Origin of the sequence: Neisseria shayeganii, assembly GCF_014054965.1 — a bacterium.
Classification (GTDB): Bacteria; Pseudomonadota; Gammaproteobacteria; order Burkholderiales; family Neisseriaceae; genus Eikenella; species Eikenella shayeganii.
Genome location: NZ_CP059567.1, coordinates 1,839,522 through 1,853,201 on the forward strand (window position 1 = coordinate 1,839,522; position 13,680 = coordinate 1,853,201).

General features: G+C 59.8%; 30 protein-coding genes. 28 read left to right on the forward strand and 2 right to left on the reverse strand.

Features of this window, described 5'->3' with window-relative positions:
• Window positions 1-64 precede the first annotated feature (64 nt).
• The gene (locus tag H3L94_RS08880; protein ID WP_182121719.1) at window positions 65-328 is read right to left on the reverse strand and encodes a hypothetical protein; all 264 of its coding nucleotides are present in this window, start codon (window positions 326-328) and stop codon (window positions 65-67) included.
• A 90-nt stretch (window positions 329-418) separates the two neighbouring features.
• Between H3L94_RS08880 and H3L94_RS08885 the strand changes: the two genes are divergently transcribed.
• The 26 genes from H3L94_RS08885 (at window position 419) to H3L94_RS09010 (ending at window position 11,396) form a co-directional block, all read left to right on the forward strand.
• Complete coding sequence (locus tag H3L94_RS08885) at window positions 419-1,147, forward strand: AAA family ATPase (protein ID WP_182121720.1); 729 nt, start codon at window positions 419-421, stop codon at window positions 1,145-1,147.
• Window positions 1,144-1,713 (forward strand): hypothetical protein, encoded by a 570-nt coding sequence (locus H3L94_RS08890; protein ID WP_182121721.1) that lies wholly within the window; start codon window positions 1,144-1,146, stop codon window positions 1,711-1,713. Before H3L94_RS08885 ends, H3L94_RS08890 begins: the two co-directional genes overlap by 4 nt.
• Window positions 1,703-2,023 carry an XRE family transcriptional regulator gene (locus tag H3L94_RS08895; protein ID WP_244958741.1) on the forward strand — a complete coding sequence of 107 codons (321 nt, stop codon included), beginning with the start codon at window positions 1,703-1,705 and terminating at the stop codon, window positions 2,021-2,023. The genes H3L94_RS08890 and H3L94_RS08895 overlap by 11 nt, the downstream gene beginning before the upstream one ends.
• A 9-nt stretch (window positions 2,024-2,032) precedes the next feature.
• Window positions 2,033-2,284 carry a hypothetical protein gene (locus H3L94_RS08900; protein WP_182121722.1) on the forward strand — a complete coding sequence of 84 codons (252 nt, stop codon included), beginning with the start codon at window positions 2,033-2,035 and terminating at the stop codon, window positions 2,282-2,284.
• Window positions 2,281-2,436, forward strand: a complete 156-nt coding sequence (locus H3L94_RS08905; RefSeq protein WP_182121723.1) for a hypothetical protein — start codon at window positions 2,281-2,283, stop codon at window positions 2,434-2,436. Before H3L94_RS08900 ends, H3L94_RS08905 begins: the two co-directional genes overlap by 4 nt.
• Window positions 2,437-2,490: 54 nt before the next feature.
• Window positions 2,491-3,210, forward strand: coding sequence for a hypothetical protein (locus H3L94_RS08910; RefSeq protein WP_182121724.1), 720 nt, complete (start codon window positions 2,491-2,493; stop codon window positions 3,208-3,210).
• A 1-nt stretch (window position 3,211) separates the two neighbouring features.
• A complete protein-coding gene (locus H3L94_RS08915; protein WP_182121725.1) occupies window positions 3,212-3,898 on the forward strand; it encodes a DUF2786 domain-containing protein in 687 nt (228 codons plus the stop codon).
• Window positions 3,899-3,935: 37 nt separating this feature from the next.
• Window positions 3,936-4,382 carry a class I SAM-dependent methyltransferase gene (locus H3L94_RS08920; protein ID WP_182121726.1) on the forward strand — a complete coding sequence of 149 codons (447 nt, stop codon included), beginning with the start codon at window positions 3,936-3,938 and terminating at the stop codon, window positions 4,380-4,382.
• Entirely contained in the window at window positions 4,379-4,561 is a 183-nt protein-coding gene (locus H3L94_RS08925; RefSeq protein ID WP_182121727.1) for a hypothetical protein, read from the forward strand. The genes H3L94_RS08920 and H3L94_RS08925 overlap by 4 nt, the downstream gene beginning before the upstream one ends.
• Window positions 4,558-5,067 carry a hypothetical protein gene (locus H3L94_RS08930; protein ID WP_182121728.1) on the forward strand — a complete coding sequence of 170 codons (510 nt, stop codon included), beginning with the start codon at window positions 4,558-4,560 and terminating at the stop codon, window positions 5,065-5,067. Before H3L94_RS08925 ends, H3L94_RS08930 begins: the two co-directional genes overlap by 4 nt.
• Complete coding sequence (locus tag H3L94_RS08935; protein ID WP_182121729.1) at window positions 5,051-5,443, forward strand: hypothetical protein; 393 nt, start codon at window positions 5,051-5,053, stop codon at window positions 5,441-5,443. Before H3L94_RS08930 ends, H3L94_RS08935 begins: the two co-directional genes overlap by 17 nt.
• A gap of 2 nt (window positions 5,444-5,445) precedes the next feature.
• On the forward strand, window positions 5,446-5,985 hold the full coding sequence (locus H3L94_RS08940; protein ID WP_182121730.1) for a host-nuclease inhibitor Gam family protein: 540 nt from the start codon (window positions 5,446-5,448) through the stop codon (window positions 5,983-5,985).
• Between the two features lie 15 nt (window positions 5,986-6,000).
• Entirely contained in the window at window positions 6,001-6,309 is a 309-nt protein-coding gene (locus H3L94_RS08945; protein WP_182121731.1) for a hypothetical protein, read from the forward strand.
• Window positions 6,299-7,189, forward strand: coding sequence for a recombination-associated protein RdgC (locus tag H3L94_RS08950; RefSeq protein ID WP_182121732.1), 891 nt, complete (start codon window positions 6,299-6,301; stop codon window positions 7,187-7,189). Before H3L94_RS08945 ends, H3L94_RS08950 begins: the two co-directional genes overlap by 11 nt.
• Before the next feature lie 2 nt (window positions 7,190-7,191).
• Complete coding sequence (locus tag H3L94_RS08955; protein WP_182121733.1) at window positions 7,192-7,371, forward strand: hypothetical protein; 180 nt, start codon at window positions 7,192-7,194, stop codon at window positions 7,369-7,371.
• 54 nt (window positions 7,372-7,425) lie between these two features.
• Entirely contained in the window at window positions 7,426-7,701 is a 276-nt protein-coding gene (locus H3L94_RS08960; protein ID WP_182121734.1) for an HU family DNA-binding protein, read from the forward strand.
• 170 nt (window positions 7,702-7,871) lie between these two features.
• Entirely contained in the window at window positions 7,872-8,294 is a 423-nt protein-coding gene (locus H3L94_RS08965; RefSeq protein ID WP_182123147.1) for a gp16 family protein, read from the forward strand.
• The gene (locus tag H3L94_RS08970; RefSeq protein ID WP_182121735.1) at window positions 8,281-8,751 is read left to right on the forward strand and encodes a Mor transcription activator family protein; all 471 of its coding nucleotides are present in this window, start codon (window positions 8,281-8,283) and stop codon (window positions 8,749-8,751) included. The genes H3L94_RS08965 and H3L94_RS08970 overlap by 14 nt, the downstream gene beginning before the upstream one ends.
• Before the next feature lie 79 nt (window positions 8,752-8,830).
• Window positions 8,831-9,340 (forward strand): TIGR02594 family protein, encoded by a 510-nt coding sequence (locus H3L94_RS08975; RefSeq protein ID WP_182121736.1) that lies wholly within the window; start codon window positions 8,831-8,833, stop codon window positions 9,338-9,340.
• Window positions 9,337-9,588, forward strand: a complete 252-nt coding sequence (locus tag H3L94_RS08980) for a hypothetical protein (RefSeq protein ID WP_182121737.1) — start codon at window positions 9,337-9,339, stop codon at window positions 9,586-9,588. Before H3L94_RS08975 ends, H3L94_RS08980 begins: the two co-directional genes overlap by 4 nt.
• Window positions 9,575-9,979, forward strand: a complete 405-nt coding sequence (locus H3L94_RS08985; RefSeq protein ID WP_182121738.1) for a hypothetical protein — start codon at window positions 9,575-9,577, stop codon at window positions 9,977-9,979. Before H3L94_RS08980 ends, H3L94_RS08985 begins: the two co-directional genes overlap by 14 nt.
• Entirely contained in the window at window positions 9,921-10,187 is a 267-nt protein-coding gene (locus tag H3L94_RS08990) for a hypothetical protein (RefSeq protein ID WP_425325916.1), read from the forward strand. The genes H3L94_RS08985 and H3L94_RS08990 overlap by 59 nt, the downstream gene beginning before the upstream one ends.
• Window positions 10,187-10,393 (forward strand): TraR/DksA family transcriptional regulator, encoded by a 207-nt coding sequence (locus H3L94_RS08995; protein WP_182121740.1) that lies wholly within the window; start codon window positions 10,187-10,189, stop codon window positions 10,391-10,393. The genes H3L94_RS08990 and H3L94_RS08995 overlap by 1 nt, the downstream gene beginning before the upstream one ends.
• Window positions 10,393-10,662 (forward strand): hypothetical protein, encoded by a 270-nt coding sequence (locus tag H3L94_RS09000; RefSeq protein WP_182121741.1) that lies wholly within the window; start codon window positions 10,393-10,395, stop codon window positions 10,660-10,662. Before H3L94_RS08995 ends, H3L94_RS09000 begins: the two co-directional genes overlap by 1 nt.
• A 1-nt stretch (window position 10,663) precedes the next feature.
• Entirely contained in the window at window positions 10,664-10,894 is a 231-nt protein-coding gene (locus H3L94_RS09005; RefSeq protein WP_425325917.1) for a hypothetical protein, read from the forward strand.
• A 1-nt stretch (window position 10,895) separates the two neighbouring features.
• On the forward strand, window positions 10,896-11,396 hold the full coding sequence (locus H3L94_RS09010; protein WP_182121742.1) for a DUF1804 family protein: 501 nt from the start codon (window positions 10,896-10,898) through the stop codon (window positions 11,394-11,396).
• 6 nt (window positions 11,397-11,402) lie between these two features.
• Here the strand turns inward: H3L94_RS09010 and H3L94_RS09015 are convergent, their stop codons facing one another.
• Window positions 11,403-11,750, reverse strand: a complete 348-nt coding sequence (locus H3L94_RS09015) for a hypothetical protein (protein WP_182121743.1) — start codon at window positions 11,748-11,750, stop codon at window positions 11,403-11,405.
• 18 nt (window positions 11,751-11,768) lie between these two features.
• On the opposite strand from H3L94_RS09015, the gene terL reads away from it, so the two are divergent.
• Together terL and H3L94_RS09025 are read left to right on the forward strand one after the other, a co-directional pair.
• Window positions 11,769-13,400 (forward strand): phage terminase large subunit, encoded by a 1,632-nt coding sequence (gene terL / locus H3L94_RS09020; RefSeq protein WP_182121744.1) that lies wholly within the window; start codon window positions 11,769-11,771, stop codon window positions 13,398-13,400.
• Entirely contained in the window at window positions 13,400-13,606 is a 207-nt protein-coding gene (locus H3L94_RS09025; protein WP_182121745.1) for a hypothetical protein, read from the forward strand. Before terL ends, H3L94_RS09025 begins: the two co-directional genes overlap by 1 nt.
• The last annotated feature ends 74 nt before the right edge of the window (window positions 13,607-13,680 follow it).

Consider the following 13,680-nt stretch of genomic DNA (forward strand, 5'->3'; position numbering starts at 1 on the left):
TATTTGCCTGAAGAAGCCAGACAGGCAGCGGCTCTCAACAGGAAACAGGCGGCACAAGAGAGGTTCAACCGCCTAAGCGGTAGCCGTGGTGGGCAAGCGTGCCATTTACCACATCAGACAGATAGCCAAGCTCTGCCTCGGAGTCAGGATGACGGCGGCGCAGCTCCTCAATGAAGTTATTAAAACCTTCCGGGCGTGAGTTGCCTGCTTTGATGCTTTCGCAGATGACCCATACAAGCAGGTCTTGGAACATTTCATTGGTTTGCTCCAGTACCTCTACCCTGATTTGCAGGGCTTCGGTGGCGCTTAAATTTGGATTGCCGGACATATTGATCACCTTGAATGAGCGAAACGGCACGGATTGCCGCCATGCCGTTTCGCAAGATGTTTAAACGGAAATTAAACGGAGATTATTGTAATGACAATTGCCAATATTAACAACCTGTCGCTGGTAACGGTGGCGATGGATAAGCTGGTTAACCGCCAAGACGGCCTGCCGGGCTTGGGAGTGCTCTACGGCCCATCGGGCTTTGGCAAGACCACGGCAACGGTGGCGGTGGCCAATCAGACCCACGCCTATTATCTGCAACTGCGCAGCGTGTGGAGCAAAAAAACGCTGCTCGAAAAGGTCTGCTTTGAAATGGGCGTGCCGGCGGCGCGCACTACGGCGGGCTGTTTGGATGTGATTTGCGAGCAGCTGGCGGCCAGCCAACGGCCGCTGATTATCGACGAGGCCGACCATTTGGTGACTAAGGCCGGCATGGTGGAGCTGGTGCGCGACATCTATGAGGGCAGCCAAGCGCCGGTGATGCTGGTGGGCGAAGAGATGCTGCCCAATAAGCTCAAGCGTTTTGAGCGCTTCCACGGCCGCGTTTTGACATGGGTGCCGGCGCAGGCGGTGAGCGAGGCGGACGCGGTGCTGCTGGCCAAGGTATATGCGCCGCAGGTGCAGATTGAGCCGGATTTAATCCGCCACTTGGTGCAGATTGCGCACGGCTCGGTGCGGCGGGTAACGGTCAATCTGGTTAATTTGGCGGATTTGGCCGACAGCCAAGGCTTTGACCGCCTCTCGCTGGCGGATGCCCAGCAGGCGGCGGCGTTTGAGTTTTATCAGGGCGAGTCGCCCAAGCGCGGGGTGCGGGTATGAGCGGCATCGGATTGAGCAAGCCGCGCCAGCCGCGCCGGCTGATTTGGCAGGCATTGCGCGAGCGGCGCGACAAAGACTGGTATGTGGAGGAGCTGGCGGAAACGGCCGGGGTAACGCGGCAGGCGGCACATATCTATCTGCGGGCCTTGGTGTTGGCCGGGCTGGTGGCGGAGCGGGATTTGCAGATACCGGGCTACACGCGGCCGCGCAAAGCCTACCGCCTGCACAAAGACGTGGGCCGCGATGCGCCGCGCCTCAAAGCAGACGGCACGCCGGCGCGCGAGCCGCTGCAAGAGACGCTGTGGCGCACGATCAAAATCCTGCACCGCTTTACGGCGGCCGAATTGGCGGCGCATGTGGGCATGACGCACGAGGCGCGCGAAAAAACGGTTAAAGAGTATATCCGCACGCTGGCGCGGGCGGGCTACCTGAAAGATACAGGCGGCAAAAAGTTTGTGCTGCTGAAAAACACGGGCGGACGGGCACCGAGACTGTATTTGGCCCGCGAATTGTACGACCCGAATTTGGATGAGATTGTAATGAGAGAGGTGCCGGATGATGAGTGAGCAAGCGGATTGGATGAGCCTGTTGCAACAGGTGACGGCGGCGGCCAGCACGCGCTCGGTGGCGGAAAAGCTGGGTTACAGCCAGACGGCGGTAAGCTTGGTGCTGTCCGGCAAATACAAGGGCAAAACCGACCGCATCGCGGCGCGGGTGCTCGAGGTGTATGCAGTAACCCACTGCCCGCACCGGGCAGCGGAAATCACGCTGGAAATCTGCAAACAGACGGCGTTTGGCAAGGCGCCGACGCACAACCCCGGCAAGATGGCGCAATGGCGCGCCTGCCAGAAATGTCCGAAACGGCCGGAGAATTGAGAGCAAAACATGAGAGCGGAAACATTAAGACTGTGGGTGGCACGCCCGGTGGGTGCGCTGTTGATTGGGCTGGGCTTAAGTGTGATCCCGACCGCCTGCGGGCCGGAGCCGGTGCCGATGGAAGTGGAAAAAATATCACTGCCGGAGCCGTGGGAAACCGAAATATCGAAGCTGCGGGCGGTGTATGCCCAAATGGATGATTTAGAGCGCATGGCCGGCGTGGTGTATGAGCCGGCCGACGAACAGGAGGCAGAAAAATGAAATACAACCCAAACCGAGGGCGCTGTTTTAGCGGCGCAGAAATTGCGGCCTACCGGGCGCGGCAGCGGATACGGCAGATGCAGCGACAGCAGCAGATTAGAGAGATGGCCGCAGCACGCAAGCAATCGACCGTTAAAAAAACGGGCGAGTAAAAAATTTTTGCCTTGTGATTTTTACAAGGCATTGAAATAAAAGGAAACGTAAAAATGGAAGACAAGATAAAGCAGGCCATCGGCCGCATTAGCGAAGCGATGCGGCACGGCGGCAATATGTCGCTGGAAGCCATTGCCACGTCCAGCGGCATCAGCGGTGAATTGCTCACCGATGCGGTGGTGAAAATGGAAGAGCTGGGCATTATCGACAGCGAAACCGTTGCCGGCAGCACCCTGTACTGGTCACGCGAATGGTGGGCGCAGCGGCGGGCGGCGGAGCAGGTAACACCCAAACCCGAGGCGGCGGATCAAGAACCTGCCCAGCCTACTCAGCGTGAACAGGTGGCCGCTTATTTCCGAAACCGCCCCGGCCGACAACTGTCGCCCAAGGATTTGAAAGAGGCCATGCCGCACATCAGCAATATGGGCGATGTGCTGACCGACCTGAAAAAAGCCGGCGTGCTGGTCAATCTAGGGCGCGGACACTGGGTATTGGCCGGCACCGAGCCGGCGGAAGAAGCCCGGAAACCAAAGCCCGAACCCAAGCCGGCGGCGGTGCAGCAGCAGGAAGAAACCGTAGCGGTGCCGATGTTGCCGCTGCAGGCCAATGCCAACGAGAAGCCCTACTGGGCGGAGGAAATCAATGTGGGCGGATTTTTGGACGGCTCGTTTGTGATCCGCAAGGCCGGCGGCCGCACCGAAATGACCTTAAGCCGCGCGCAGATGCTGCGGGTGGTGGGGTTTGTGAATCAGTTTTTGGCGATGGAGGCGTGAGATGGACAAAGAAAAGGCGCTGGAGAAAATCAAGAAGTGTTTGGCTTTGTCTCAATCAGCCAACGAGCACGAAGCGGCACAGGCGCTGAAGCAGGCGCAGGCATTGATGCGGCAGCACGGCATCAGCGATGCGGAGGTGGCGTTGTCGGACATCCGCGAGCACAGCTGCGCCGGCCGCACGGCAGCCAAGATGCCAGGCTGGCAGGCGATGCTGGCCAATACGGTGGCCGGGGCGTTTGGCTGTGGGTGGTATTTGGGCGGGGATTGGCGAGAGCCGCGCATCCGCTACTACGGCGTAGACAACAAGGCCGAGCTGGCGGCGTATGCCTACGATGTGCTGCTGCGCCAAGTTAAGGCGGCGCGCAAAGACTATATGGCCACCGTGCTCAAGCGGGTGCGGTTGGCCAAAAACAAAACCTACAGGGCGGACGAGTTTTGCAAGGGCTGGATTTTGGGGGTGCAACGCAAAGTGGGCAAATTTGCCAACGGCGAGCGCGAGCAGGCGCTGTTGCAGCAGTTTGGCGATAACTTGGGATTAAACCAAACGAAAACCCGCGAGAGCACGCCCGGCGGCCACGCCAAGCAGGCGGGCAATCTTGACCGCTTTTTGGGACATGAAAAAGGTAAGCACGCCCAACTGCATCATGCGATGGGCGGCGAAGACCTGAAGAGATTGGGGGCTACCTGAAATGCCAACAGTCCTAGACCCTTGCTGCGGCAGCCGGATGATGTGGTTTGATAAACAAGACCCACGCTGCTTGTTTGGAGACATCAGAATCGAAACACACAATCTGAAAGACCGTGGCAACCTGCGCTACTTGGAAATCAGTCCGGATGTACAGCTTGATTTTACTGCGTTGCCCTTCGCCGATAGCCAGTTCCGGGTGGTGGTACTTGATCCTCCTCATCTGGTGAGCGCGGGCAAACAATCATGGTTAGCTAAAAAATACGGCACTCTTGGCGGGGATTGGCAAAACGACCTGCGCCGTGCGTTTGTCGAATGTTTCAGAGTACTGAAACCCGGTGGTGTGTTGATTTTTAAGTGGAACGAAGACCAAGTCAAAGTATCGCAGATTTTAGCGCTGACCCCGCATAAACCTTTGTTTGGACACCCTACTGGCCGTCATGGCCGCACCCATTGGTTTGCATTTTTGAAAGAAGAAAAAGCATGAAAACGCATTACGACATTGAGTGCCCTTATTGCCGGGCGGCATTAGGCTGTCAGCCCAGTATTTTCCACCGTATGGGGCTGGATGTGGGCTACGGCGACTGCCCTCAATGCAAACAAATGTTTGAAATACATCATGATAAATCAATCGACAGTATGGCAGCCAAGGAGGCAAAAGCATGAAAACCCGTTGCCCCTGTTGCGGTGCCGAAAACTCCCTAGACGCGCTGATTGCCCATGAGGAGGCACGGCAGTCTTTGTGGGCGGTGGCGCAAATCGGCGGGCCGATGAGCACCGGGCTGGTGCGCTACCTCGGCCTGTTTAGACCCGCATCGTCGGCGCTGTCGCAATCACGCATGGCCACGCTGATGGCGGAGCTGCTGCCGATGATGCAGGCCGGTCACATCCAGCGCAACGGCAAAACCTATCCCGCACCGCCCGCCGCCTGGGCTTATGCCTTTGGCGAGGTGTTGGCCGGCCGTGACAACGGCAACTTGGTCACCCCGCTCAAGTCCCACGGCTACCTGCTGGAGGTGATCAGCAAGTGGCAGGGACAAGGCGAGGCGGTGCCGATGCCGGCCAGCGCGCCGGCGGCAGATAGACCCGCTGTCACACCGGCCAGCAAAACCGTGGGCGCAATGGCGGCGCTGGAAGAAATGGTGATTGAAATCCATGACCCCAACACCTAAGCCCTTACCACCGTTTGTCCAGCACGAGGTGCTGCGCGGCCTGCAAAAGCTGGTGGCTTTGCGCCTGCAAGGCGCACCGCCGGAAGAAGGCATCAAGCTGACTGCTGCAGTGTGGCTGGAGGCTATCGCCACCCTGCGCATCGGCTGGGACAGGCAGCAAGATGCCGGGCGCATCACCGCCGCCTTTGCGCAGCTGGCCTTAGACGCCGAACGCTGGCCGCCACCGAAAATGCTGATTGAGCGCCTGCCGCCAAGACCCGAGCCCAAGCTGCTCACTTACCAATACCACGCCACCCCGGAGCAGGAGGCCAGGGGGCGGGAAAACCTGAAAAAACTCTATCAAATCATCCAAAAAAGCATATGGAAAGGATTGTAAACATGGCTAAAACGACTAAAACCCGCGTCAAAACCGCCGCCCTGATTGTGGCGGCCCAAGACAAAGCGGAAGCAGCGGCGCACATCCGCCGCATCGGCGACCTCTCGCGCGAGGTCAAGCGTTTGTCGGCCGAGATGGGCGACAAAAAAGCCGAGCTGGAGCAGCACTACCGCGACTTGGCCGCGCCGCATGAGGCCGAGATCCAAGAGCTCACCGCCAGCGTGCAGGCATTTTGCGAGGCCAACCGTGGCGAGCTGACCCAAAACGGCAAAAGCAAGACGGTGGATTTTGTCACCGGCCTGGTCAAATGGCGGGTGGCGCCGCCCAGCGTCAAGGTAACCGGCGTGGCGGCGGTGTTGGGCTACCTGAAAGAAAAAACCAATCTGGCGCGCTTTGTGCGCACCAAAGAGGAAATCAATAAGGACGCCATCCTGAACGAGGCGGAGCTGTTTGCCGATGGGCAAGTGCCCGGCATCCGCATTGTGAGCGGGGTGGAGGATTTTGTGGTGGAGCCCACCGACCCGGATTTGGCGGGGGTGTGAGATGAAGGAGCAAAAATGAAGCAATATCTGTTTGTTACCATGCCCGACCAATCGGTATGGCGGGTGCCGACCAAAATCATCGCCGAGAGCCGCATCACCTATTTAGTGCGTCATCTAGGTCTGCATCGCCACGAGGCGGAGGCGAAAACCGAAGCCCTGTTTGCCCACGACTACGAAGTGGAGGATTGGGCGGCCAACAATATGGACTGGGACGATGTCAAAGGGCATGCGGTACGGGTGCGACCGGCGGAATGTGATTTTGACGACGGCTGGATTAACGGCGAGAAAGTTTTGTCCGACAAGGAGTCTTGTCATGTGGATTAAGCAATGCAGCATTTTCAGGCTACCTGAAACCCCGGCCGCTGCCGAATTGGAAGACGCGCTGGACAATGCCCGCTTCGCGCCCTGCCAAGGGCTGGACTGGTACAGCGAGGGCTTTACCCCGCCCTCGGCCTTTGGGCCGGAGATGGTGCACGCGGTGGCCGATACCCTGCTGCTGTCGCTCAAGCGCGAGGACAAGGTGTTGCCGTCCGGCGTGGTGCGCGATGTGCTGGCCGACAAGGTGGCGGAAATCGAAGCGGCCGAAGGGCGCAACATAGGCCGCAAAGAAAAGCAGGAACTCAAAGAGCAAATCACCGACGACCTGCTGCCGCGTGCCTTTACCCGCAGCAGCCGCCAATACGCCCTGTTGTGCAACGGCCTGATGCTGGTGGACAGCGCCGCCGCCTCCAAAGCGGAAAAGCTGCTCACCAAGCTGCGCGAGGCGCTGGGCGGGCTGGAAGCCCACCGGCCGCGCACCCGTGCCACCACCCGCGCCCTGATGACCGAATGGTTGCTGCGCGGCGAGGCCGAGGGCGGTTTTGAGCTGGACGCCGAGGCGGTGTTGCGCGGCCACGGCGATGTGGCGCCCGAGATTAAGGTGCGCCGCCAAGACCTGACCGCCGAAGAGGTGGTGCAGCTGGCCAAGAGCGGCAAAACCGTGATCGAGCTGGGCTTGGTGTGGCGCGAACAGGTGGCTTTTACCCTCACCCAAGACTTTGCCCTTAAGCGCATCCGGTATCTGGACGTGCTGATTGAGGCGTCGCAGGAGCAAGGCGGGGCAGGTGCCGCAGAATTGGCCGATGCCAGCCAGCTGATTGCGGCGCGGAATCTGACGGCCATGATTGAGGAGCTGGCCGGGTATTTAGGCGGTTGGGAGGATTAAAAATGGCAAAAATTACCATCATTATTGAGGACAAACCGGACGGTGCGGCTGTGGATTTTGAGGGCGACCTGCCGGAACAAGGTGCCCGCAATTTAACCGCCGCTCAACACACGGCCGTTTTGTTGAGTAAGGCGGTGATGGCAGCACAGTTGCTGGCCAGCCCGCCACCCAAAAAACATTAACCCGCGCGGCACGGTTTGCCGCTGTTACAAACCCTTTAAACAGGAGATTAAACCATGACTAAATCAGAGCTAATTGCTGCCATTGCGGCACACGGCAATACCAGCAAAGCCGAGGCGGAGCGGGCGTTGGCGTCGGTAACGGATGTCATTAGCACCGCGCTGGCCAACGGCCTAGATGTGAGTGTTCCCGGTTTTGGCAGTTTTTCGGTGGCGGTGCGAGCGGAACGCCAGGGCCGCAACCCGGCCACGGGCGAGGCCATCACCATCCCGGCAGGCCGCGCGGTCAAGTTTAAAGCCGCCGGTGCGCTGAAAAATAAGGTCAATAGATGACTGTTACCAATGGTGTAAAAGTGTAATTTGTTAAAAAACGCAAATCCGAGCGGGTTGCACCCAGCCCGCTCCAGTTTGCGGTTTGCAAAAAAAACGCCGCCAACGCACAAGCATCAGCGGCCACGGAAAACAAAACAGAGAATTGTATTTTAACAGAATCGGGGGCGATGATGCGACAAAATTTAAACGGCCTCAAGGCCAAAATCCATGTGGCCAAGGCACAGCTTGGCTTGGACGACGACACCTACCGCGCGCTGTTGCTGCGCGAGACCGGCAAAAACTCGTGTGCCCAGATGGGGCTGCGCGAGCTGGAAAAAGTGCTGACAGCAATGGGGCGGCAGGGTTTTCAGCCGGCGCGGCCCAATCTCGGCCGCCGCCCCAGCCCGCGCGGCTCGGCGGATGCGATGATCCGCAAGGTGGAGGCGCTGCTGCTCGATAACGGGCTGACTTGGGCCTACGCCCACGGCATGGCCAAACGTATGTTTGGCGTGGATCAGGTGCACTGGCTGCCGGACGACAAGTTGCACAAGCTGGTGGCGGCGCTGCAAATCCACGCCAACCGCAAACGGGAGGTGCGGCATGGCGGCGTTTGACGAGTACGACGAGCAGGACTTTGCGGCGGTGCGCCACCTGCTGCCGGGCAGCGTGCTGGAGATGGTGACGCTGATTGGGGCGGAGCCGACGCTTGCGCTGCTGCGCGCCTACGGCGGCACCACCTTCCCGGTCTCCAAAAATGTGCGCAAATTGGGGCGGGCCACCCATGCGGCGCTGGCCGAGGTGGTGGGCGAGCGGGCGGCGGACAAGCTGTGCGAGCAGTTCGGCGACCGTGAAAAGCTGTGGCTGCCCAAGTGCGAGCGGGCGGTGCGCGAGCTGCGCGACCGCAAAATCCGCCGCCAGTTTGACGAGCTCACCGGCAAAGACGGCATGACGGCGTTTTGGGCGGTACAAAATCTGGCCGCCAGCCACCGCCTGACCGACCGCACGGTGTGGGACATCCTCAACCGCACCGATCAGACCCAAACGGCAGACGTGCAGGACAGCCTGTTTTGACCGGGTGAGGCGGCTCAAACGGCTGTCGGCGGCGGCTTACTCAATAATCATCCCAAGTTTGACGACTTGGGATTTTTTTATGGTTTTTACAGATTTGCCTTGGATTATCGAGGCGAGACGATACGAGGGCTTGGCCGAGGTGCCGGGCAAAAACCACAATCCGACCATCACCCACTGGCTCAACACGCTCAAGGCGTGGTGGCGGGATGATGAGACCCCTTGGTGCGGCACGTTTGTGGCGCATTGCTGCCGCCATGCCGGGCGTGCCCTGCCCAAGCACTGGTATCGCGCCCTGGCGTGGGTGGATGCCGGCGTGCGCCTCAAGGCGCCGGCCTACGGCTGTATTGCGGTATTCGGCCGCAAAGGCGGCGGGCATGTGGGCTTTGTGGTCGGCCGCGACCGCGCAGGCAATCTGCTGATTTTGGGCGGCAACCAAGGCAATAAGGTCAGCATTGCCAAATTTGAGCGGGCGCGGGCGGTGGCGTTTGTGTGGCCGGTGTATCCCAACGGCGGCGGCATGCCGCACAAAAGCCGCTACAACTTGCCGGTGTTGGCGCATCAGGGCGGCTACAGCCGCAATGAGGCATGAGCATGCTTAAGTGGCTGGCGGGACTCATCAGCAATCCGGCTACCGGCCAAATCAGCCACACCAAGCTGTGGGCCAATGTGGCGGCCGGCGTGATGACCTACAAATTTGCCGTGATGCCCGACACGCCGGAGTGGGCATGGTGGGCATACGGCGCGATGGTGGGCGGATACGCCCTGATTAAGCGCGGCATTGCCGCAGTGCCGCAGGTGGCGGCCATCAAACAGGGAGAGCGTGATGCCGTGGAGTAGTGTTTGGTTTTGGCTGCGCCGTTTGTGGCCGCTGTGGGTGGTGTTGCTGGCGGCGGGCTTGGCCTACCGTGCGGGCTACCTGAAGCGCGACACGGCGGCCGAGGCCGAGATGGCGGCGGTTAAGGCGGAGTGGCGGCAAAAGCAGCTGGCTGCGGAGCTGGCCTACCGCGCCCAATTGGCGGCCGCCGCCGCCGAAAAGCAGCGCTGGCATGACTTTGCCCAAGTGCAAAGCCAAAAGCTGGCGCATACCTATGCCCGTTTGGATGGCCAAGCGGGCCGAATGAAACAGGAGATAGCGGATGTTGTGCAATCGGATGCAGCAGCTGGCGCTTGTGTTGGCGGCCTCGGCCCTGACAGCCTGCGCCTCTACCGGCGCGCCCTCGGCTACTGATGCGCCGGTGCGCACGGTGGAGATGCCGGTGATGCCGCCGGCACCGGCGGCGCTGTTGGTGTCGCCCCTGCGGCCGCTGCCGCCGGCATCGGGCAGCCCGGCCGACCTGCTCTCGCATGCCGCCGAGTTTGGCGCGTATGTGGGCAAGCTGGAGGCACAGCTCGACGGCTGGCAGCGCTGGTATGGCGAGGGGCAGGAGGGGCGCTGATGGACCAGATGGATTTGGCGGCCGAAGCAGAGGCCGGCCACCGCGAAGCCGCCCTGCAGCATACGCGCGGGCAGCTGGGCGGCTGTTACCGCCGCAGCCATTGCGAGGATTGCGGCGCGCCCATCCCGCCCGAGCGGCAGGAAGCGGTGCCGGGCTGTACGCGCTGCGTGTTGTGTCAAACCTATTTTGAGGAGGGCTGGCCGTAATGCCCCTGACGATTGAGACCGTATTCGGCGGCGCGATGAGCTTTTTGATGGCGCTGCTGTGGTATTACATCCGCGCCTTGGCCGACCGATTTAAAGAGGCCGAAAACGAGCGCCGCGCCTTGCGCGAGCGCCTGCACGCGGTGGAAAAAGACTACCAAACCAAGGGCGATGCCCGCGACCACAAAGGCGAGGTGTTGGCTCTGCTAAAAGAGATCAAAACCGACGTGGCAAAAGTGTATGAAAAGTTGGACAGAAAGGCGGACAAATAAGATGCAAAAACACGATATGCCCCGGCAAGACCCGGTGATGGCCCTGCTGCTGGAAATCCGCGAAAAGCAGGACCAAACCATCAAAAATCAGGAGCGCATGGACGGCCAGTTGCAGCAAATCCACGCCGACTGCCGCCGCACGGCGATGGTGGCCGGCGCGGCCAGCGGCGGCGTGATGGGCGGCATTGTCACCACCGGCATCCTGATGATTAAGGCCAAGTTTGGATTGTGATATGGCGCACCCGCAAGAGACCCGCGACAAGCTGCGCCAGCTCTATGTGAGCGGCAACCAGAGCTTGGAGACCGCCGCGCTGATGTGCGGCATCACCCAAGCCACGGCGCGGCGCTGGCGCGAGCAGGCCAAGGCCCGTGGCGACGATTGGGACAAGCTGCGCGCTGCCTACACGCTGGCCGGCGGCAAGATCGAAGACCTTGGCCGCGCGATGATGGCGGGCTTTTTGCAGCAGTACAACCACACGATGGAGCTGTTGCAGGTGGATGCCGAGCTCTCGCCCGTCGAAAAGGTCAAGCTCTTATCCAGCCTGGCCGATGCGTTTAACAAGACCGTGGCCGCCAACACCAAAATCCTGCCGGAAACCAGCCAGCTGGCGACGGCGCTGCAGGTGTTGGAGATGCTGGCCGAGTATATGGCGCAAAAACACCCCAAACATTTGGCGGCACTGGTGGACGTGCTGGAGCCGTTTGGGGCGGAAGTCGAAAAGCGGTTTGGTTAAACCAAATTAGCTATCTGATGATTTCAAATAATTGCAGTATTTTGATCCAATTGCATCTTTTATTTCCGAGCAACTACGATAGAAGTGGATTTTATGATCCTTTGTTAGAGGTTTAGGCAAAGGATTAGGGATTAAATGATTCTGATGCAACCTTGAGATTGAGCCGATAACATCATCAACAGATGGAATATTTACAAATTGAGCAATCTCTGTTGCATCCATTTCATTTTGACCAAGAGTTTTTAGAAAAATCCTGTCATCTTGTTCTGATAGTTTAGGACGTAACGACATATGCTGTTTTTCTGTCACTGTTAAGTGGTCTTGGTAGGAGTCTAAAAATATATTAGTTGGCATTCGATTTCCTTTCTAAATATGAAAAATAAAGAGTTTCTAAAATCGCTGACCGCCCTCTCCGACCAGCTGCGCCAAATTATTGAGGCAGAGGTGGTCGGTTTCAACCCCTCACCGGCAGCGATTGCCGAGCGGCGCGCCAAGGTGTTTGACCCGGTGCACGGCTACGAGTATTTCGTTAATACCTATTTCCCGCATTATGTGCGGGCGGCCGAAAAGTCGGATTTGCACCGCTACCTGTTTCGCAGGCTACCTGAAATGCTGCGCTCTGAAAAGGGCGAGCCGGACGCCATCGGTGCGCCGCGTGGCGAGGGTAAATCCACGCTGGTGACGCAGCTGTTTAGCCTGTGGTGCATTGTCACCGGGCGCAAGCACTATATCGTGATTGTGATGGACAGTATTGATCAGGCGTATCCGATGCTGGAGGCCATCAAGGCCGAGCTGGAGTTTAACCCGCGTTTGCGTACCGATTTTGGCGAGGCGGTGGGCCAAGGGCGGGTGTGGCAGGCGGGCACGATTGTGACTGCCGGCGACATCAAGGTGCAGGTGGCGGGCAGCGGCAAAAAACTGCGCGGCCTGCGCCACGGCCCCTACCGGCCCGACCTCACGATTTTGGACGACATCGAAAACGACGAGCAGGTGCGCAGCCCGGAGCAGCGCGACAAGCTCAACGCTTGGCTGACCAAGACCGTGCTGCCTTTGGGCGGCGTCGGCCAAAAGTATGATGTGGTGTATATCGGCACCATTTTGCACTACGACAGCGTGCTGGCGCGCACCCTCAAAAACCCGTTTTGGACGACGGTTAAATTTAAAGCGATGCTCTCTTGGCCCGACCGCATGGATTTGTGGGACCGTTGGGAGGAGCTCTACCGCAACGACGGCGAGGCGGTGGCCGATGCCTACTACCAAGCCCATCAGGCCGAGATGGAGGTCGGCGCGCAGACCTCTTGGGCGGCGCGCGGTGTGTTGGCGCTGATGAAAATCCGCGCCCGCGACGGCCACGCCACCTTTGACAGCGAGTATCAAAACGATCCGGTGTCCGGCGATGCCGCACCGTTTGCCGAGAGCCTGTGCTTTTGGGTGCAGCGCGATGATAAGTGGGTGTTTTACGGGGCTTGCGACCCCAGCTTGGGCAAGGCCGGCGCCAGCCGCGACCCATCCGCCATCTTGGTGGGCGGCTTTAACCGCCAGACCGGCGTACTCGACGTGGTGGAGGCGCGCATCCACAAACGCCTGCCCGACCGCATTATTGAGGACGTGATCGCCCTGCAAAAAGTGTTCCGCTGCCTGCTGTGGGGCATTGAGACGGTGCAGTTTCAGGAGTTTTTAAAAACCGAGCTGGTTAAGCGCGGGGCGGCGGCGGGCGTGCCGGTGCCGGCGCGCGGCATCAAGCCGGTGAGCGACAAACTGCTGCGGATTGAGAGCCTGCAACCGCATATGGCCAACGGCTTAATCCGCCTGCACTCCAGCCAAAGCACGCTGATTGAGCAGCTGCGGCATTTTCCGATGGCCGATCACGACGACGGGCCGGACGCGCTGCACATGCTGTGGATGCTGGCCACCAGCGGCTTCGGCGCGGTGGACTATATTCCGGTGCCGCGCCGGGAAGGCGGTGGCGACGGCGTATTGTCTTTTGGCGGCGGGGCGTGGTGATGCGCGAGCGGATACGGCATTTTTTGGTGTACCGCGACTGGTGTACCGCCTCGGTGATTTGGCAGGACGGCTTGGGGCGCTTGCAGCCGCGGCCGTCTTGGTTGGCGGTGTGGCAGGAGCTGCACCGGATGCGTGCCGATGGCGAGCTGCTGTTTGACGAGCGGCGGATGTGCTGGCGGCTGCCGCTCCGTCCGCGCACCCGCTGAAGCGGCTCAAACGGCTGGCCGCCACGGCGCAAAAGATAATTCAGGGCAAGATTAACCGCATCTTGCCCTGATTT